Source organism: Ruegeria sp. CE9, assembly GCF_056537425.1.
This window is the reverse complement of sequence record NZ_JBQFRO010000001.1, coordinates 173,126-191,575: the sequence shown is the minus strand read 5'-3', so window position 1 is coordinate 191,575 and position 18,450 is coordinate 173,126. Positions and strand designations below refer to the sequence as shown.

Genomic DNA, 18,450 nt, shown 5'->3' with positions numbered 1-18,450 from the left:
ATCAGCCCTCGGGTCTGGGCGGGCATTCCTCGCCCACGACCGTGCCGTCATAGGCCTTTTCGCCGCAATTGTTCAGCGCATGCCAGACAAAGCCCTTGCCGTCTTGTGTGACAGCCACGATACGGTCGACCCCATAGTGGATGTTCTTGGTGCCCATGTAAGCCTTTGCCTGCCCTGCTTTCAACGCATCGGCAAGCGCGACCGCGTCGTAGCAGTCAAACCATCCCGGAGCGGTGAGCGGTTCGGGGTTCTCAACCGCGGTAAACCCAGCCAACTCGTCCGGCGTCAAATCGGTTTCGAAGCAAGCCCGGTACCGGATCGGAGAGCTGTCGGCGTCAATCGCCTGAAAGGCGGAATACGCGATTGTCTCGGGCGTATCGGCCCCTTGTGCCAGCAAGACCACATCCTGCCCCGGGCGCGGCTCGACCTGATAATAGAACCCGTAAACCTGCAGATAGTACATCCCGGCACCGGCCAGAGCGGCAGAAATCACAAGGATCAGCGCAAGCAGTTTTCCAGTCATCGTCTACGCCGCCTCTTTCAAGTTCGCGGAAAATGGGACAGGTTCCCAATACTTACAGGCAGAAACGAGGCTAAAAGCATGGAAACCACCCTTGCCGTCGGATTCTTCGGCGCATTGTTCGCGATCATGAATCCGGTCACCAACCTGCCTGTGTTCCTGAGTGTTACGCAAGACCTGACCATTTCGGATCAACGCAAAGTGGCCGTGAAAACCGCGCTCTACTGCACGATCCTTGGCGGTGCCTTCGCCGCGATTGGTAGTCAGGCACTTGGGCTGTTCGGCATCAGCGTTGATGATCTGCGCGCTGCTGGCGGCCTTGTCGTTCTGATGATCGGCCTGAACATGCTGAACGGAAACGAAAGCAGCTCGCACCACGGGACCGATGGAGAAAAGAAATCCTACCCGGCGCCCGAAACGGTTGCGTTCTATCCCTTGGCCTTTCCGATACTGGTCGGGCCCGGTACGATCACCACTTTGATCCTGTATGCCCATCACATCAAGAATCCGGTCGAAGCCATTGTCTATGCAGGCGTATTTCTGTTCGTCTTGGCCTTGCTGTTGGTCACGTTCTGGAACGCCTCGGCACTGGCCAAACGGTTGTCGGACAATGCTCGTGTAATCATGAGCCGCTTCATGGGCATGATCCTTGCGGCTATCGCAATCAGCATGATCGCGGACGGCCTGAAAGCACTGTTGCCCGGTCTGGCCTAGGCGTTGCATCAAACCTCGAACCCGGCGGCCTCGGTCTGCACGAACGCATCGGCGCACTGCTTGGCCAGTGCGCGGACACGACCGATATAGGCCTGCCTTTCGGTGACCGAAATGACACCCCGCGCGTCAAGCAGGTTGAAGATGTGGCTCGCCTTGATGCACTGATCATAAGCCGGGTGCGCCATGATGATGCGCTTGCCGGTTTTCGGGTCGTCGTGTTCCTGCGCCAGAATGGTCGCACATTCGGCCTCGGCCTCTTCGAAATGGCGCAACAAAACTTCGGTGTTTGCCACGTCAAAGTTCCAGCGGGCATATTCTTCTTCGGTCTGCTTGAAGATATCACCATAGGTCAGCGGGCTGGGCGATTGCGGGTCATTGAATGGCATATCCATTACATGGTCTATGCCCAGCACATACATGGCCAGACGCTCCAGGCCATAGGTCAGTTCGCCCGAGACCGGCGTGCAGTCATGCCCCCCGACCTGCTGGAAATAGGTGAACTGGCTGACTTCCATTCCGTCACACCAGACCTCCCAGCCCAGCCCCCAAGCACCCAGGGTCGGACTTTCCCAGTCATCTTCGACGAACCGGATGTCGTGCAGCTCCATGTCCACGCCAATGGCCTCAAGGCTGCCCAGATACAGCTGTTGCAAATCCGGCGGGCTGGGTTTGATCAGCACCTGATACTGATAATAGTGCTGCAGCCGGTTCGGATTCTCACCATACCGCCCATCAGTCGGGCGACGAGAAGGCTGAACGTAGGCCGCAGCCCACGCTTTGGACCCCAATGCGCGCAGGGTGGTTGCCGGGTGGAACGTGCCCGCGCCAACCTCCATGTCATAAGGTTGCAATATCGCACAGCCTTTCGAGGCCCAATAGGTCTGAAGCCGCAGGATAATCTCCTGAAATGAACGGGGTGCGCTGTTGGGTTCAGTCATGTCAATTCCCTTGGACGTCCAAGCGCCCGGTTCCGGTGGGTTCGGCCCTTCCTATGCAAGGTGCCGAAGGGCGTCAACGGGCCAATGGGCACAGGCTGTCACTGCGCAGCCACACACAGAATTCCCCGTAATCCGGGCATGGCCATCGGGTCGCGATTCCGCGTACTCTGCGCCAAAGTGAAAACACTGCAGAACACGGGCAGACAATGACACGCGTATTTACGGTTATTACATTCTTTTTTCTCTTCGGCCTGCGCGCCGCCTTTGCCCAGCAAGACGCTGGCGTTTGGGTTCAGGTTGAGGCGCAGCCTTCGCTGCGTGAAGCTCAGGAACGGGCGCAGGCCTATGCAAATGCCCTGCCCGATGTAAACGGGTTTCGGCTGAACTCTGGCTGGTATGCCATTGTTATTGGGCCTTATTTGCGCGAGGATGCCGAACAGGTTTTGCGCGTCTATCGGGCCGAGCGTCAAATTCCCTCGGACAGCTACATTGCCTTTAGCAGCGCGCTGGGGCAGCAGTTCTGGCCCGTCGGCGCAAACATTCTGAACCGCGGCGTGGTCACCGCCCCGGTCCAGCCTGAGCCGCAGCCAGACCAATCTCTGGCCGGTTTGACGCCACAAGCGGCTGACGAAACGCGGTCGCAAGCGCTGCAAGGCGAACGGCTGCTGACAGCGCAGGAACGCAGGGACCTGCAAACAGCCCTGCAAGCGGCAGGGTTCTACAACTCCACCATCGACGGCGCGTTTGGTCAGGGCACACGCCGCTCGATGAGCGATTGGCAAAGCTTCAACGGGTTTGAGGCGACCGGCGTTCTGACCACCCTACAGCGAAAAACACTGATGGAGGACTATAACGCCCCGCTGATCAGCGTCGGGATGGCCCGCTATTCCGATCCGCAGGCTGGGATCGACATGGACATGCCATTGGGCGCGCTTGAGTTTGACCGCTATGAGGCCCCCTTTGCCCATTTCAAACCCAAATCCGATGTGGATGCCAAGGCGCTGCTGATCTCTCAGGAAGGCTCTGCCGCAACCTTGCGGGCGCTCTATCAGGTGATGCAATCGCTCGAAATTGTTCCGCTCGAAGGTGAGCGCGCATTGCGCAGCAATAGCTTCACCATCGAAGGCCGTGGCAAGGGCGTTGTCTCGTTCACCCAGGCAGCATTGGACGAAGGCAAGATCAAGGGGTTCACGCTGGTCTGGCCCGAAGGTGATGAGGCGCGTCGCGCTCGAGTTCTGGCTGCAATGCGCACCAGCTTCACCCTGACTGACGCCGTGCTGGATGCCGGTGCCGGTGCTGACGCCGAACAGCGCATCGATCTGATCTCGGGCCTGCAAATTCGCAAACCGCGCCTGTCGCGCTCCGGATTCTTTGCGGATGCCAACGGCACGGTTCTCACCGTCACCGAGGCCGCGAACAACTGCACCCGCATCACGCTGGATGGTGATCAAGAGGTTCAGGTGGCATGGCAGGATGCCGATCTTGGCGTCGCTGTTCTGCGCCCCAGCAAGACGCTCGCCCCAATCAGTGTCGCCGAGTTCCAAGCAGAGGTTCCGCGCATTCAATCTCAGATTGCCGTCTCGGGCTTTTCTTACGAGGGTGCTTTGGGCGCCCCAACCCTAACCTTTGGTGAGATCGCCGATATTCGCGGCCTGAACGGCGAAGATGGTGTCAAACGCCTCGCCCTGGCCGCGCAGCCGGGGGATGCGGGTGGACCAGTCTTTGATGACAGCGGCAGTGTCGTTGGCATGCTGCTGCCCACCCCGTCCGACGGTCGCGCCCTGCCCGGCTCGGTCAGCCTGGCCGCCAATGTCGCACGTCTGACGGATGTGCTGACCAAAGCCGGCATTTCCGGCCAATCCGCGCAAGCTTCATCACGGATTTCACCAAATGAGCTGAGCCGCCGCGCCAACGGGATGACCGTTCTGGTGCATTGCTGGGATTAAGCCACTAAAAGTTCAGAGAAAGGCGCTGCATCCAAATGCAGCGCCTTTCTTGTGTCTACAGAATTTCTGGAGTGATCCGGATCAGCGTTGGCCCATCGGCCTTGAAAGCGGCGCGAACAGCTGTTTGCATCTCATCCAGTGACGCTGGCGCAGCCGAATGCGCGCCAAATACCTCGGCCAGTTTGCAGAAATCCGGGTTGCGCGCGATCACCGCGTTCGGTGCAATCTGCCCGCGCACCATGCTGTCCTCAATCTCTTTCAACTTGCCATTGTCCCAAAGGATAATGGGCAGCGAAAGCCCCAGTTCCACAGCCACGCCAAGCTCTTGCATCGTGTAGTGAAACCCATAATCACCCGCGATCACCGCAGTAGGTTTGCCGCGCCGTGCGACCGCGCCGCCGATCCCGGCAGGCAGAGCGTAACCCAAGGTGCCAAAGCCGGTCGGGTGATGCCAATGATAGGGAAAGGCCATATCCCAGATTTCTTTCGAGACATAAGCAAATTGCGTCATATCCGAATAGATCATCGTATCCGGCGGCATGGCCGCCCTTAGCGCATCAACCACTGGCACGATCCCTGGGCGTTCGGCATTCACCTCAGCCCGCCAACGCGCGCGCGCATCGCGTACCTCATCCGCGGACCAACCCGTGGCCGGTTTCATCTGGTCGATTGCGAACCACAGTGCTTGGGCAAAGCTTTCACCATCTGTCTGCAGCTTCACCGCGGCGCGGTGGTGATCTGACAGAACCTGTGGGTCCAGATCTACGCGCACCATGTTCGCGGTATGCCCCAGATCACGCCGCCAAAGATCCACTTCGCCAAGCTCGGCCCCTACGACAACGACCAGATCGGCTGACGCGATCACCTCGGCGCTGCCCGGCCGGGGCAGCATGGAACCAAAATCAAGCGGATAGTTTACCCCGGCCAGCCCTCGCCCGGCATAGGTCGTGAAACAAGCCGCGCCAAGCTGGGTCAGGATCTGCCGCCACAGGTTCGACCGACAGCCACCACCCAAGATGAACAGCGGCCGTTTCGCGATATTGAGCAAAGACAATACAGGCGCGACATCCGGCGGATGGCTTTTGTTACGCAAAGCAGGCTGGTTCGGGAACGGTGCGGGCTCAGCTTCTCCCTCTAGCTGCACAATAGGAACCTGAATATGCTTAGGGCGCGGGCGTGAAAGCTCAAACTCTTCGAAGGCACGCTCGATCAGCCCATAGGCAGCCTGCGTGTCATTTGCCTGATAGGACCAGTCAGCCACCGTATCCGCCGCAGCGCGTTGATCTTTCATCTGATGAAGCTGACCGTGCTGCGCCTGAACATCGCTCAGACACGAAGACAACACCAGCATTGGCACCGAATCCGAATAGGCCTGCCCAATCGGTGTCATGATATTACACAGGCCTGGACCGGTGATCACATAGGCGACCCCGGGATTGCCTGTTGCACGGGCGTACCCATCGGCCATAAACCCGGCCCCTTGCTCGTGCCGGGCCAGAACGTGGGTGATCCCCGCCTCCTCAATGCCGCGATACATTTCCTGATTGTGCACGCCAGGAATGCCAAAAATCACATCGACACCGCGATCTTTCAGCATGTGCGAGATTTGCGCCCCAAGGGGTCTTTTCATCAGTCTCTCCAGAATTGAACGGTAAATATTGCGTAGACGGCCAGCAGCTCAAGCCGCCCGACCAGCATGCCTATGGTCAGCAACCATTTGGCGCTATCATTCAGACCGGCGAAATTGCCCGCAGGTCCGATCTGATCCCCAAGCCCCGGCCCTACGTTGGCCAGCGCAGTCGCAGCCCCTGAAACCGAAGTGATGAAATCCAACCCGGTTAGCGCCAGCGCCCACGACAGAACCCCCATCGACAGCGCGAAGAACATAAAGAAACTCATGACCGAGGTCAGCACGTCGCGACTAATAGGTCGCCCGTCATAGCGCGGTACGAACACACCATGAGGCGAGCGGATGCGGCTGATCTGGGTTTTGATCGACGCAAACAGCAACTGATAGCGGAACACCTTGATCGAGCACGCGGTCGATCCCGCACACCCGCCTATCAGCCCGATCAGAAAGAACAGCATCACCGGAAAGCTGCCCCAGCCCATATAATCGACACTGGCATAGCCGGTGCCCGAAATGATCGACGTTATGTTGAACAGCGACTCGCGAAATGCCCGTTCCCAATGGTGCGGAAAGACCGAGGTCAGAAACACCGACATCGCCACCACCAGAACCACAATGGTCGCCAGAAAAGCCCTTATCTGGCTGTCTTTCCACAGCGAGCTTGTATTGCCGTTGGCCAATTGCACATAGCGCACAAACGGCAACGCCGCGAGGATCATGAAAACGGCCGCAGCATATTCCATCGGACCCGAAAAACGCGCGAATGAGCTATCGTAGTTCGAAAACCCACCTGTGGCGATTGTGGTCATGGAATGCACGACGGCATCAAAAAAGCTCATGCCAAATCCGGCATAAACGAGCGCGCAAACAAAAGTGAGAAACACATAGATCAACGATATCTGCCCGGCGATTTCCTGCGCACGCGGCAGGATTTTCCCCATCGTCTCAAAGCCTTCCGAGCGGAAGATCTGCATTCCTCCAACGCGCAATTCGGGCAGAAACACCATGGCAACGACGATGATGCCAATACCGCCCAGCCATTGCAGCACGCCGCGCCACAACAGCAGACCCTGAGGCAAATCATCAAGGCCGGAAATCACGGTCGAGCCTGTGGTAGTCAGCCCCGACATTGCTTCGAAATAGGCATCGACAAAGCGCAGTTCAGTCTCGCCGAAAATGAACGGGATGGCGCCAAATACCGGCAGCGCCACCCAAACGCCCGAGGTCAGCAAAAAGGTCTGGCGGATGGTCAGGCCTTCGCCCACTCCGTTCGAGCAGCTCATTGCAAGAACACTGCCGGTCAGCAGCGTGATGACCGCGCTTTCAAAGAAAACATGCCATTCGCCGCGTCCTTCGACAAAATCGACAAGCATCGGCAGCAGCATGGTCGCCCCAAGTATGGCGACTAACAGGCCAATCACATATCCGACCGGGCGAAGATCCATCATGACGGGCAGCGTTGGCGCGCCAGCCCGACAGTGTCAAGCAGATGATCCCTCTTAGCTGTCTGATTTCTCAGCAGCGGCCGGCATTGCCAGGGGTTTCGACGGCGCACGGGTGCGACGCGTGGCGGGTGCGGTCGCCTCTGTGGTTGGCTTTTCCAGGGCTGCCTTCGCGGGTGCGGGTTTGGGCTGAGCGGGTTTTGCAGCAACCGATTTGAATTCAGCAGCTTTGGTCTCAATCGGTTTTGGGGCCGCAGGCTTGGCGACAGACGGTTTCGCCGCAGCGGGCTTTGCTGCAACACGTTTAGGCGCCGCTTTAGCAGCAGGCTTGGCAGCAGCGGTTGGCTTCGGAGCACTGGGTTTAACGGCTGCTGCCGGTTTTGTGGCAGCTACAGCCTTCGGCTCTGCGGCTGATTTCGCACCCGGCTTCGTGGCAGCCGCTTTTGGCGTGGGCTTCGCGACAGGTGCCGCCTTAACAGCGGCAGGTTTCGCCTTGGGCGCAGCCTTCGCCTTGGGCGCGGGCTTAGGTTTCGCGGCGACATTCGGCTTTGACGCCGCAACCTTTGGCTTAGCGGCAGGCTTCGCCCGATTGGCGACGGCTGGCTTCGCCGGCGCCGCCTTGCGCGCCGCTGGCGCTTGCGCTGTGGTTGATGTCTTCAGCGATGTCATTGGCAGTTCAAACGCCGCGCGGGTCATGATTTGCATGATCTCCATCTGGCTGACCATCGCATATCCGGCCATACGGATGGCCGCTGCCTGAAACTCAAGCGGTTGGGAAATCGGATTCATTGCATGTTTCTCCTGACAAAACAGAGGCAGCCGGAAAGAGAGTAAAGGACCTTACCCACCCAAATCGTCCGGGCGGGATTGCAGGTTCGCGGTCCAAAGCGTGGCACGTCCCGGCTTCCTTTCAGGCTACACCCCAATGATCTCTTGGGTATGCAGCAGCTGCACTCCGGGATAATTTAACGCGATTCACAACGCAGATGCAGCAATATTTGCTGCATTGCGGCAATAAAGCGCCAATGGCCGAGTTTTGACTGTTTTTACAGCATCTTCCGCTGGGTCAATCAGCCGACATGGAACAGGGTCGTAAACAAACGCGGGTCCAGGCTGGCCGAGTCGAAGGTGGGACCCTCGGTTAGAATCGACACCGCATCATGGCTGTGCAGGCTTTCCTGGTGGCTGGCAATCACGCGGAAATCGCCGACGTGATGGTCGGCCTGAAGCTCGGCGCAGAACAGACGCGCGGCGTCTTCAACAAAGATCGGATTGGCTGCGTTCAGCTCGGCAAAGGCCTGTTCATCTTCACGCTTGACCATCACCTGCGTCTCGGTCGGCACCGCCCGACGGCACAGCGCGATCAGGTCTTCGAACCACAGACAATCGGCGTTGCAATCTACAACAACCGAAATACGCGCGACCGAGCGCTGTGAGTGTGGCGTTGCCAACTGCCCCCGCGTGGCGCGCGCATGTTCGCTCAGCTCCAGCGAGCAGGGACAGGTCGAGGAATAGACATAGTCCAGATGCATGATCTTCAGGCGCTCTCCACCCCGCTCGACCAGTTCCAGCGCGATATCATAATACTGATAGCCGGACAGGCCCGAGCGCAAGCTGTCAATCCTGTCGGGATAGGAAAACCGCATCTGAATGCGCGCATCCAGACTGTCCAGATCGGACAGATAATCGCTCAGCGCTGCTTCCATTACTTCGAAGCTAAATGTCCGCTCGGAATGCTTGTAGAACGACCGCATGATCCGGGACATGTTGATGCCCTTCTTCTCGGCCTCAAGGCTGACCGACCCGGTGACTGAGGTTTCAAGCGTCAGCTCGGCACCGCTTTTGCGGTGAAATCGGATAGGCAGGCGGAAATTCGAAATGCCGACATGCTGGATCTGCTGCTTCGATCCCCGGATCAGGCTGGATGGGCCATTTTGCAGATCAGGCAAGGTGGCCTTGTAGGCTGCATCCGCCTCAAACCCTTCGGGATATTCGCGTGATAAGGCAGGATATTCTGCCTGAGACAGCCCCGGAACAAGCTGCGCAACGGCCGGGTCTAGTTGACTGATTTCTGCAGCCGACGCCGATTTCGCCCATTCGCGCAGCACCTTGAGCGCTGCGGCGGCTTGGTCGTGATCGGGTGTCTCGTTGATATCGCGCGGATGAATGTTCATTGGCACGGATCCCTTGCTAGGCCGTCGGTTATATACGACCGAGGTTTAATTACCAGTCCGGAACGATACGCGCCAAATATCATCCCGGATCGAAATTAGATGGGAAAAACCGTCACTTTTCAACCAAAAGCGCCCGATCAGGCGGATCACACCCGCCTGATCATGGGTTATCAGCGCAGTCCTAGCTCTGCGAGATGGCCAAAGCGCGTTCAATATCCGCCAACAGATTACCAGTATCTTCCAGCCCCACCGACAGGCGGATCAGGCCCGGAGTGATACCCAACTCATCGCGCTGATCTTCGCTCAGTCGCTGATGGGTGGTTGTGGCCGGGTGGGTTGCGATCGACTTGGCATCGCCTAGATTGTTCGAGATCACAGGGATCGTCAGCGCATTCAGGAACGCAAATGCCGCCGCTTTGCCACCCTTGATGTCCAGCGACAGAACCGTGCCGCCCTTGCCGCCCAGTTGCTCTTGCACCAGTGCGTTTTGCGCATGGGTTTTCAGGCCGGGATACAGCGTCCGCTCCAGCGCCGAATGCCCTTCCAGAGCTTCTGCAATCTTCTGTGCGCTGTCAGCTTGCGCATTCACACGCAAGGCCATGGTTTCAAGACCTTTGACCATGATCCACGCACTAAACGGGCTCAGCGCACCACCTGTATGCTTCATATAGGGCTCAACCGTGCCGCGGATGAATTCCTTGGTGCCGATGATCACACCGCCCAGCGCGCGCCCCTGCCCGTCAATATGTTTGGTCGCAGAATAGACGACCACATCCGCACCCTGTTCGATCGCGCGTGAGAACACGGGGGTTGAGAACACATTATCCACGATCACAACCGCGCCCACGGCATGGGCTAGCTTCGAGACAGAGGTGATATCGATCACCTCAAGCGTCGGGTTCGACATGGATTCGAAAAACACCGCCTTGGTGTCGGATCGGATCGCGGCCTCCCATGCGTCAAGATCGGTGCCGTCGACAAAGGTGACCTCAACTCCGAACCGGATCAGGATGTTTTCAAGGATATAAAGACAGGACCCGAACAGCGCCTTGGCCGAAACCACATGGTCGCCCGCCTTCAGCATCGAGGTCAGCGCGCCATTGACCGCCGCCATGCCCGAGGCCGTGGCAAAAGCGTCCTCGCCCCCTTCCAGCGCCGCAATACGCTGTTCGAACATCGAAACAGTCGGGTTGCCATAGCGGGCATAGATGAACTCATCCGGGCCGCTTTCGATAAACCGGGCCTCGGCTTGCTCGGCGTTTTCGTAGACAAACCCCTGCGTCAGAAAGATCGCCTCGGACACCTCGTTGTACTGACTGCGACGGATACCGCCATGCACAGCTTGGGTACGTTTGTTCCAGCTCTCGCTCATCTCATTCCTTTCAGCCCCGCTTGGGAGGCAAACAAAAAACCCCAGACGCGGCCAAGCGAAAGGGGTCTTTCATCCTGACCTTTTAGCGGTGTTGTTTAGCGTGGCCCGCAATCCGGTAACAAATCGCCACGTGGTAGGCACGCGTTTACGCCGCGTCCTGAACCTCGTCAAGCCCACCCGGCCATCTGTCACGCTTTCGTAACAGGGCTCGGCGCCCTCTTGCCGTTTGCGCAGAAAGCTTCATGATCGCCACAACCCAAGGAGGCCCCATGATTGATCTTTATTTCTGGCCCACGCCCAACGGCTGGAAAGTGTCCATCGCGCTGGAAGAGATGGAGCTGCCCTACAAAACCCATCTGATCAACATCGGCAAAGGCGACCAGTTCGACCCCGAATTTCTAAAGATTTCGCCCAATAACCGAATGCCCGCCATCGTTGACCCGGACGGCCCCGAGAACGCACCCGTCTCAGTCTTCGAAAGCGGCGCGATCCTGATGTACCTCGCCCGCAAGACCGGGCGGTTCTATGGCGAAACCGAGCGCGATCGGATCGCGGTCGAAGAATGGCTGATGTGGCAGATGGGCGGCGTCGGCCCCATGGCGGGTCAGGCGCACCATTTCCTCAAATACGCCCCGCAATTGGACCCGCCACAAGACCTGCCTTACCCCAAAGATCGCTACCGCTCCGAGGTCGGGCGACTCTATGGCGTACTGGATCGCAGGCTTGCTGAGCATGAATTTGTCGCAGGCGATTTCTACTCGATCGCTGACATGTCGATCTGGGGTTGGGCAAGCCTGTGGGAAGGCCAGCAACAGGTGCTGGAAGACAAACCCCACTTCACCCGCTGGCTGCACATGATGAGCGCCCGCCCTGCGGTGCAAGCCGGTCGAGCCCTACATGCGGAGCTAAGAGGGGATCATCGGGACAAGCAGTCTCAGGGTGTTTTATTCAGGCGGTAAACTCTTATGCCTAGGTCCGCATTAGAGCCCGAACTGGACATTGCAAGTTTGTGCGACAATCGCAGTTGGCACTGAGATTTTGGGCACGCAACTGTCTGTTTTCACCACTACGTGAAACCCAAGCATTCTTGTTTATGAAAATCGCTTTTGAACTGCCAAGAGCTTTGAATTGAGCCTTTAGGCATCCTTGCTTTAGGAGCGCTAGAGGAAGACCTCATTGAAGCCAAATACGAACCCAACTGCACCTACAATAAAACCCGCAGGCAGACTGTATAACAGGAGCATTGGTTTGAGCTCCTGTGCGTCACTCCGCTGCGAGGTGTCGGCTTCATCTGATAAGGCGGGCGCTGACATATCTGACAAAAAGAAGACAAAGGTATTTATGAAGCCAATAGGAATAAACCAGTAAATGACACTTTGCCAGAATGCTGGCTCTTCAGATCCCACCCAAAAGACAACAGCTAACCCGAGCAACGCCCCAACGACAAAAAGGACAACCAATGTGGCCCAGTCACTCATCGTCATTCTACGGCGGTCGCTCATGTCTGGAATTCCAAGATTGGCCTATCGAAATACTTAATATCTAGAATGAAGTTCTAGTAATTCATTTTTCTGCTTACATCAAAACGATTTGAAGCTGAGCAAGCGCTGGTAACAACGGTACATCTTTTGCCCAATTTCAGATGGCAGGAACTCAACGGTAGAATGATACAAAAGTGAACGGCGGCAAAGTCTCGCAAAGCCGCCTCGCCAAATCTCGGAACCGAAACCAAACAAATGCAACGAATCCACACACGCGACACCCTGAGTCGCAATTGAGGCTGGAAACACTCACCTCCCTTCACTAAGGAAGAATTCGAACATCGAAAAAGGAAGACGCACGCAATGGCAAAGATCACCTATGTCGAGCATGGCGGTACCGAGCACACAGTCGAGGTCGCCAACGGACTGACCGTCATGGAAGGGGCCCGTGACAACAATATTCCCGGCATCGAGGCCGATTGCGGCGGCGCCTGTGCCTGTTCGACCTGCCACGTCTACATCCATCCCGATTGGGTCGAGAAAATCCCGACCAAAGATGACATGGAAGAGGACATGCTGGATTTTGCCTATGAACCCGACCCGGAGCGCTCGCGCCTGACCTGTCAGATTAAGGTTACTGATGCGCTGGATGGTCTGGTTGTCCAGATGCCCGAAAAGCAAATCTGATGCATCTAATAGCGCCGCGTCCACCCATCCGCCTGTGGCGATCATGGGCACGCGGCGCGGCTCTGACATCATGCATGTGGCTGGCCGGCGCAATTCCCGCGGTCGGCGCAGATTTCAGCGTATCAGCTCGCTTCACCGAACCAACTACGCGCTATGCACATGGGGTGTTGGGCGATGCTATCGAATATGGCGCTCTTGAAATCAGTGTTGCAACTGAACCTGCCTCCACGACTTCGCAAACACAAGCAACCGCAAATCCCGCGAACGTAACAGTCCGCCTGCCCAATGACCGCGTTTTCGAAGACCTTTCACCGCGCCTCACCGATGTCGATCAGGATGGAGTACCTGAGCTTATCGTTGTGGAGTCGCACCAACAAACCGGAGCACAGTTGGCGATCTATGACATCAAAGGTCAGAAAATCGCCGCCACCCCGCATATCGGCACCCGCAACCGCTGGCTCGCACCCGTCGGGGCCGCCGATCTGGACGGCGACGGCCGTATTGAGATCGCCTATATCGACCGCCCGCACCTCGCCAAAACCCTGCGCATCTGGCGCTTTGAAAACGGCGCTCTGACCGAAATCGCCTCAATCCCCGGCCTCACTAACCATCGGATCGGAGAAGATTTCATCTCAGGCGGTCTGCGCCAATGTGATGGCCCACCCGAACTGATCCTCGCCAGCGCTGACTGGTCCCGCATCATCAGCGTTTCATACCAATTTGGCTGGCAAACAAAGGACCAAGGACGCATCAACGGTCCAAAGGATCTGACCAACGCCCTAAAGTGCTGATCCGCCCTTCATCTGGCCATAAATATCTCGGGGAGCGCGAGGGGCTGGCCCCTCGCCTCGAAATCATCAAGCCGGGCGCAGCCCGACCGCTAACCTACAGCGCGCGCCAGCCGATATCGCGGCGATAGAACCCTTCGGGCCAATCAACACCTTCAACCATGCCATAAGCCCGATCCCGCGCCTCTTGCAGCGTGTCCCCTCGCGCAGTCACATTCAGAACGCGACCACCCGAGGCCTGAATCTTACCCTCAGCGGCCTTGGTGCCCGCGTGGAACACCATGTTGCGGCTATCTTCGGCCAGATCATCCAGACCGTTGATCACCGTCCCTTTTTCATAGGAACCAGGATACCCGTTGGCTGCCATCACGACCGTGATCGCATGATCGTCAGCCCAGTTCACCCGGGTCTCAGCCAGGCGACCTTCGGCGGCTGCATGCATCAGGTCCATAGCCTGCGCGCCAAGGCGCATCATCAGCACCTGACATTCCGGATCACCAAAACGCACATTGTATTCCACCAACCTGGGCTGGCCATCCTTGATCATCAGACCCGCATACAAGACCCCCTGAAACGGAGTGCCGCGCCGCTTCATCTCGGCCACTGTGGGGCGCACGATCTCATCCATCGCGCGCGCCTCAATCTCGGCACTCAGGACAGGTGCGGGCGAATAGGCTCCCATGCCACCGGTGTTAAGCCCGGTATCACCTTCGCCCACACGCTTGTGGTCCTGCGCGGTTCCGATCGACAGAATGTCCTCTCCATCACAGAGCACGAATAGCGAGGCTTCCTCGCCCTCCATGAACTCCTCGATCACCACTTCGGCCCCGGCACCGCCAAAGGCACCGCCGAACATATCGTCAATCGCGTCCAGGGCGGTTTGTTCATCCATCGCAACGATCACCCCCTTGCCGGCAGCCAGCCCATCGGCCTTGACCACGATCGGAGCGCCCTGCGCACGGATGTATTCCTTGGCTGGTCCGGCCTCGGTGAACCGTGCGTAACCCGCCGTCGGCGCGCCAGACGCGTCGCAAATTTCCTTGGTAAAGCTCTTCGAGGCCTCCAGCCGTGCCGCTTCCGCCGACGGACCAAAAACCAACACACCCGCCTCGCGCAGCCGATCGGCAACCCCTGCCGCCAATGGCGCTTCGGGCCCAACGATGACGAAATCAATCGCGTTTTCCTCGGCAAAGCTGACCACAGCTCCGCCATTCTCGATATCCAGCGCCGCACACTCTGCGATCTGAGCGATCCCTGCATTCCCCGGAGCCACAATCAGTCGATCACATTTGGGGTTCTGCATCACCGCCCAGGCCAGACTGTGCTCGCGTCCACCGCTACCGAGAATGAGGATATTCATGAAACGCTCCGATCTGCTTGGCCTTGCCTGCGCGGCGTTCTAAGCTGCGCAGAGATTTGACACAAGGCGCTGAAATGTCCGACCTGCTTGATGACCCGATTCCGGGCCAAAACACCCCCGAGTACACCGTTTCGGACATCTCGGGTGAGGTGAAGCGCACGCTCGAAGGCACCTTTGGCCGAATCCGTGTGCGTGGCGAGGTCGGGCGCGTATTCAAGGCGCGCTCGGGGCATCTCTATTATGACATTAAAGACGACCGGAACGTACTGGCCTGCACCACCTGGAAAGGGCAGATTTCAGGTCTTTCTGTCGTCCCCGAGGAAGGCCTTGAGGTCGTCGTCACTGGTCGTCTGACGGCGTTCGGAGCCCAATCGAAATACAATCTGAACGTCGATGAGGTCGCCGTCGCCGGGCAAGGCGCGCTGATGGCGTTGCTGGAAAAGCGCAAGAAACAGCTCGAGGCCGAAGGATTATTCGCGCCCGAGCGCAAGAAACCGCTACCCTATCTGCCACAGATCATCGGCGTGGTGACCTCGCCGTCTGGCGCGGTTATCCGAGACATTCTGCACCGCCTGCGCGACCGTTTTCCCCGCAAGGTGCTGATCTGGCCCGTCGCGGTGCAAGGTGCGAACTGCGCCCCCGAAGTGACCCGCGCCATCGAAGGCTTCAACAACCTTACCCCCGGCGGGGCCCTGCCCCGACCCGACCTGATCATCGTCGCCCGAGGCGGCGGTTCGATCGAGGACCTTTGGGGCTTCAACGAAGAAATCGTCGCTCGCGCGGCTGCCGCCTCAGATATCCCGCTGATCTCGGCTGTCGGGCACGAGACCGACACCACCCTGATCGACTATGTCTCAGACCGCCGTGCGCCCACGCCGACCGCTGCCGCCGAACTTGCCGTGCCCGTGCGGATGGAACTTCTGGCCTGGACCAACGAACAAGGCGCCCGCCTGTCACGCGCCGCAACTGATGCCGTGCAGCGCCGCAGCCAACGCCTGCGCGATCTGTCCCGCGCCCTGCCGCGTCCCGACACGTTGCTGGAAAGCCCACGCCAAAGGCTGGATCAAATATCAGAGCGCTTGCCCAACGCGCTGATCCGGGGTGTTCAGAACCGCCGCGTCAAACTGCTCGGCAGCGCGGCCCGTCTGCGCCCATCGACCCTGCGCAGCTTTGTTGAAACGCGCCGCGACCGCTGGCGCAACCTGTCCTCGCGACTGTCGCTGCGCCCAATCCAGCGCGAGTTGGAAGCCCGCCGCGATACCCTCGACCGTCTATCCGAACGCCTGAACACCGCGCAAACAACGCGGCTGGACCGCCTGCGGCAGCAGATGGATGCCACCGACCGCCTGCGCGAAACGCTCAGCTACAAGGCGACGCTTGGGCGTGGCTACGCCGTGGTGCGCGCCGAAGGAGAGGTCATCACAACCAAAGCGCAAGCCTCCGGTCACACTGTTCTTGAGATCGAATTCGCGGACGGTCGCCTCAGCACTGGGGCGGCGGGCAAGGCGCCACCCAAGAAATCCAAACAAGCACCCCCTGATCAGGGTTCGCTGTTCTAACCGATGCTGACGATCTGGGGCCGCAAAACATCCTCGAATGTACAGGCCCTGATGTGGTGCGTGGGCGAACTTGGCCTCGAATACCAGCGCCACGATCTGGGCCACAAATTCGGTGGGCTGGACAGTGAGGCATTTCAGGCCCTGAATCCAAACCAAACCATCCCCGTCCTGCAAGATGGCGACGATCCACCGCTTTGGGAAACCGGCGCGATCCTGCGCTATTTGGCGGCTCAGTATGGTGAGGACGCTTTCTGGCCCTCAGAACCCTCCCGCCGTGCGCAGATCGACAAATGGGCGGAATGGGCCAAGCTCAACGTGGCGATGGCCTTTACGGTTCCAGTTTTCTGGCAAGTGGTCCGCACAGCTGCCGAACATCAGAATGAGGCCAAAATCCGTCATGCTATCAGCAATTTAGAAACCAAACTTGAAATCGCAGACGCTCAGCTTGCAGACACGTTCTATCTGGCTGACAATGCGTTCACTCTGGCCGATATCCAACTCGGCCACGTCCTTTACCGGTACTATGATATCGAGATTGACCGCGCATTGCTCCCGCATCTGCGCCGATACTACGACGCACTAACCCAAAGACTCGCGTTTCAACGACATGTCATGATTGACTATGACGAACTCAGACCACCCAACGCCTGACGTCAGACCCCAACATCCGGCCCATAGCACAGCATCTCTTCGCCGATATCCTCGGCCTCGTATAACTCCGTCGCAGTCGGATCACCTTCGAATTGTGCGATCAAACCGCCGCCGAACTCGGTGAACACCCAGCATTGCGGCGCCAATTGATCCTCATAGACAAAGCAAATCTGCTCTTCCCACTCGTACCAGACCCCTTCCATGCAATTGCCATCCAGAAATGACCAGATTACACGCCGATTGGGCAGATACCGCTCGACCCCATAGGCCTGCCCATCAAACCCATAAAACAGTGTTTTCCCGCGCGTATAGGCATCAAATTCTTTCGCAGTCAGGGGGGACTGCGCCGCAACGGGCTGCGCAACAAGGGCCAGCAGAATCAAGAAGGCTCTGAACATGCTCTCAGTCTGTCAGATGCTGCAGCCAAGCGCCATTCAACCTTTCCTGTTCGGCCAGATCGGCAAGATAACTCTACGTCACGCCTTGATGCACAATCCTGATCATGGCGAGATCGACAAAAACCGGGGAAACACGATGACAGCACTGCTTTTTTGGGCCGCCGTGGCCTGCGCGCTGGCCTACCTGCCGCTTACCGCGCACCCTGCCAGTTTGCTGCGCAGCACGCTGAAAACCGTATCAATTGCCCTGCTGGCCGTGATCGCAATGCTGGCAAGCGCGCCTTCGTTGCTGATCCTCGCGCTCGCCCTCTGCGCTGTCGGCGATGCCCTTCTATCTCGCGAAACCGACAGCACATTCATGGCAGGTATCGGGGCATTCGCCGCAGGTCATTTGGCCTATATCGCGCTGTTCCTGACCCATCCCAGCAGCGACCCTGCCCTGATATTCGATCAACCGGCCATCTTCTGGTCTCTCATCATCCTTGGCGTCATAATGGCCACCCTACTCGCCCCGCGCGCCGGAGAGCTCAAGATCCCCGTCCTCGCCTATATCCCGATCATCCTCGGCATGGGCGTCACGGCTCTGGCCGTCCCGGACACGGGCGCCCTGCGGTGGACGCTGCCCGCCGCGATGGCTTTCATCGCCTCGGACCTGATCCTTGCGACAGAAAAGTTCCTGCTGCCTGCCAAGCATCCGGCCCTGAAGCTTGCGCCCTATCTGGTCTGGCCTCTCTACTGGGGTGCACAGGCCGGGTTCCTGATCGCCTTCACCTGACCCTTTGCAACTGCC

The 18,450-nt window shown here is 58.4% G+C and carries 18 protein-coding genes and 1 riboswitch; of the genes, 8 read left to right on the top strand and 10 right to left on the bottom strand.

The features are described from left to right. Nucleotide 1 precedes the first annotated feature (1 nt). Nucleotides 2-523: a DUF6446 family protein gene (locus ACR0B3_RS00990; RefSeq protein WP_480807476.1), complete on the bottom strand. Its 522-nt coding sequence runs from the start codon at nucleotides 521-523 to the stop codon at nucleotides 2-4. A gap of 78 nt (nucleotides 524-601) precedes the next feature. On the opposite strand from ACR0B3_RS00990, the gene ACR0B3_RS00985 reads away from it, so the two are divergent. Next, complete coding sequence (locus ACR0B3_RS00985; protein ID WP_480807475.1) at nucleotides 602-1,234, top strand: MarC family protein; 633 nt, start codon at nucleotides 602-604, stop codon at nucleotides 1,232-1,234. Nucleotides 1,235-1,242: 8 nt separating this feature from the next. On the opposite strand, the gene ACR0B3_RS00980 is transcribed toward ACR0B3_RS00985, so the two are convergent. Then, a complete protein-coding gene (locus tag ACR0B3_RS00980) occupies nucleotides 1,243-2,172 on the bottom strand; it encodes a glycine--tRNA ligase subunit alpha (RefSeq protein ID WP_170683030.1) in 930 nt (309 codons plus the stop codon). A gap of 206 nt (nucleotides 2,173-2,378) precedes the next feature. On the opposite strand from ACR0B3_RS00980, the gene ACR0B3_RS00975 reads away from it, so the two are divergent. Next, nucleotides 2,379-4,118: a serine protease gene (locus tag ACR0B3_RS00975; protein WP_480807474.1), complete on the top strand. Its 1,740-nt coding sequence runs from the start codon at nucleotides 2,379-2,381 to the stop codon at nucleotides 4,116-4,118. A 55-nt stretch (nucleotides 4,119-4,173) separates the two neighbouring features. On the opposite strand, the gene ACR0B3_RS00970 is transcribed toward ACR0B3_RS00975, so the two are convergent. From ACR0B3_RS00970 to metZ, 5 genes are all read right to left on the bottom strand, one after another. Next, nucleotides 4,174-5,748, bottom strand: coding sequence for a thiamine pyrophosphate-binding protein (locus ACR0B3_RS00970; RefSeq protein ID WP_480807473.1), 1,575 nt, complete (start codon nucleotides 5,746-5,748; stop codon nucleotides 4,174-4,176). Further along, nucleotides 5,748-7,196, bottom strand: a complete 1,449-nt coding sequence (locus ACR0B3_RS00965) for a TrkH family potassium uptake protein (protein WP_480807472.1) — start codon at nucleotides 7,194-7,196, stop codon at nucleotides 5,748-5,750. The genes ACR0B3_RS00970 and ACR0B3_RS00965 overlap by 1 nt, the downstream gene beginning before the upstream one ends. A gap of 51 nt (nucleotides 7,197-7,247) precedes the next feature. After that, entirely contained in the window at nucleotides 7,248-7,979 is a 732-nt protein-coding gene (locus tag ACR0B3_RS00960; protein ID WP_480807471.1) for a hypothetical protein, read from the bottom strand. 281 nt (nucleotides 7,980-8,260) lie between these two features. Beyond that, on the bottom strand, nucleotides 8,261-9,364 hold the full coding sequence (gene folE2, locus ACR0B3_RS00955; protein WP_480807470.1) for a GTP cyclohydrolase FolE2: 1,104 nt from the start codon (nucleotides 9,362-9,364) through the stop codon (nucleotides 8,261-8,263). 181 nt (nucleotides 9,365-9,545) lie between these two features. Beyond that, nucleotides 9,546-10,736, bottom strand: a complete 1,191-nt coding sequence (metZ, locus tag ACR0B3_RS00950; protein WP_480807469.1) for an O-succinylhomoserine sulfhydrylase — start codon at nucleotides 10,734-10,736, stop codon at nucleotides 9,546-9,548. Between the two features lie 62 nt (nucleotides 10,737-10,798). After that, nucleotides 10,799-10,876: riboswitch (SAM riboswitch) on the bottom strand. A 129-nt stretch (nucleotides 10,877-11,005) separates the two neighbouring features. On the opposite strand from metZ, the gene ACR0B3_RS00945 reads away from it, so the two are divergent. Then, on the top strand, nucleotides 11,006-11,695 hold the full coding sequence (locus tag ACR0B3_RS00945) for a glutathione S-transferase N-terminal domain-containing protein (RefSeq protein WP_480807468.1): 690 nt from the start codon (nucleotides 11,006-11,008) through the stop codon (nucleotides 11,693-11,695). A gap of 201 nt (nucleotides 11,696-11,896) precedes the next feature. On the opposite strand, the gene ACR0B3_RS00940 is transcribed toward ACR0B3_RS00945, so the two are convergent. Further along, complete coding sequence (locus tag ACR0B3_RS00940; RefSeq protein ID WP_480807467.1) at nucleotides 11,897-12,238, bottom strand: hypothetical protein; 342 nt, start codon at nucleotides 12,236-12,238, stop codon at nucleotides 11,897-11,899. Between the two features lie 342 nt (nucleotides 12,239-12,580). Here ACR0B3_RS00940 and ACR0B3_RS00935 point away from each other — a divergent pair, with 342 nt between their 5' ends. Both ACR0B3_RS00935 and ACR0B3_RS00930 read left to right on the top strand, forming a co-directional pair. Continuing rightward, on the top strand, nucleotides 12,581-12,904 hold the full coding sequence (locus ACR0B3_RS00935) for a 2Fe-2S iron-sulfur cluster-binding protein (RefSeq protein ID WP_170683039.1): 324 nt from the start codon (nucleotides 12,581-12,583) through the stop codon (nucleotides 12,902-12,904). Beyond that, the gene (locus ACR0B3_RS00930) at nucleotides 12,904-13,695 is read left to right on the top strand and encodes an FG-GAP repeat domain-containing protein (protein WP_480807466.1); all 792 of its coding nucleotides are present in this window, start codon (nucleotides 12,904-12,906) and stop codon (nucleotides 13,693-13,695) included. Before ACR0B3_RS00935 ends, ACR0B3_RS00930 begins: the two co-directional genes overlap by 1 nt. Before the next feature lie 94 nt (nucleotides 13,696-13,789). On the opposite strand, the gene purD is transcribed toward ACR0B3_RS00930, so the two are convergent. After that, nucleotides 13,790-15,052, bottom strand: a complete 1,263-nt coding sequence (purD, locus tag ACR0B3_RS00925; RefSeq protein ID WP_480807465.1) for a phosphoribosylamine--glycine ligase — start codon at nucleotides 15,050-15,052, stop codon at nucleotides 13,790-13,792. A gap of 74 nt (nucleotides 15,053-15,126) precedes the next feature. On the opposite strand from purD, the gene xseA reads away from it, so the two are divergent. Together xseA and ACR0B3_RS00915 are read left to right on the top strand one after the other, a co-directional pair. Continuing rightward, nucleotides 15,127-16,611, top strand: a complete 1,485-nt coding sequence (xseA, locus tag ACR0B3_RS00920; RefSeq protein WP_480807464.1) for an exodeoxyribonuclease VII large subunit — start codon at nucleotides 15,127-15,129, stop codon at nucleotides 16,609-16,611. 3 nt (nucleotides 16,612-16,614) lie between these two features. Next, entirely contained in the window at nucleotides 16,615-17,262 is a 648-nt protein-coding gene (locus tag ACR0B3_RS00915) for a glutathione S-transferase family protein (protein WP_480807463.1), read from the top strand. A gap of 2 nt (nucleotides 17,263-17,264) precedes the next feature. Here the strand turns inward: ACR0B3_RS00915 and ACR0B3_RS00910 are convergent, their stop codons facing one another. After that, a complete protein-coding gene (locus ACR0B3_RS00910; RefSeq protein WP_480807462.1) occupies nucleotides 17,265-17,660 on the bottom strand; it encodes a hypothetical protein in 396 nt (131 codons plus the stop codon). 136 nt (nucleotides 17,661-17,796) lie between these two features. On the opposite strand from ACR0B3_RS00910, the gene ACR0B3_RS00905 reads away from it, so the two are divergent. Continuing rightward, complete coding sequence (locus tag ACR0B3_RS00905) at nucleotides 17,797-18,435, top strand: lysoplasmalogenase family protein (RefSeq protein ID WP_480808006.1); 639 nt, start codon at nucleotides 17,797-17,799, stop codon at nucleotides 18,433-18,435. Nucleotides 18,436-18,450: the final 15 nt, after the last annotated feature.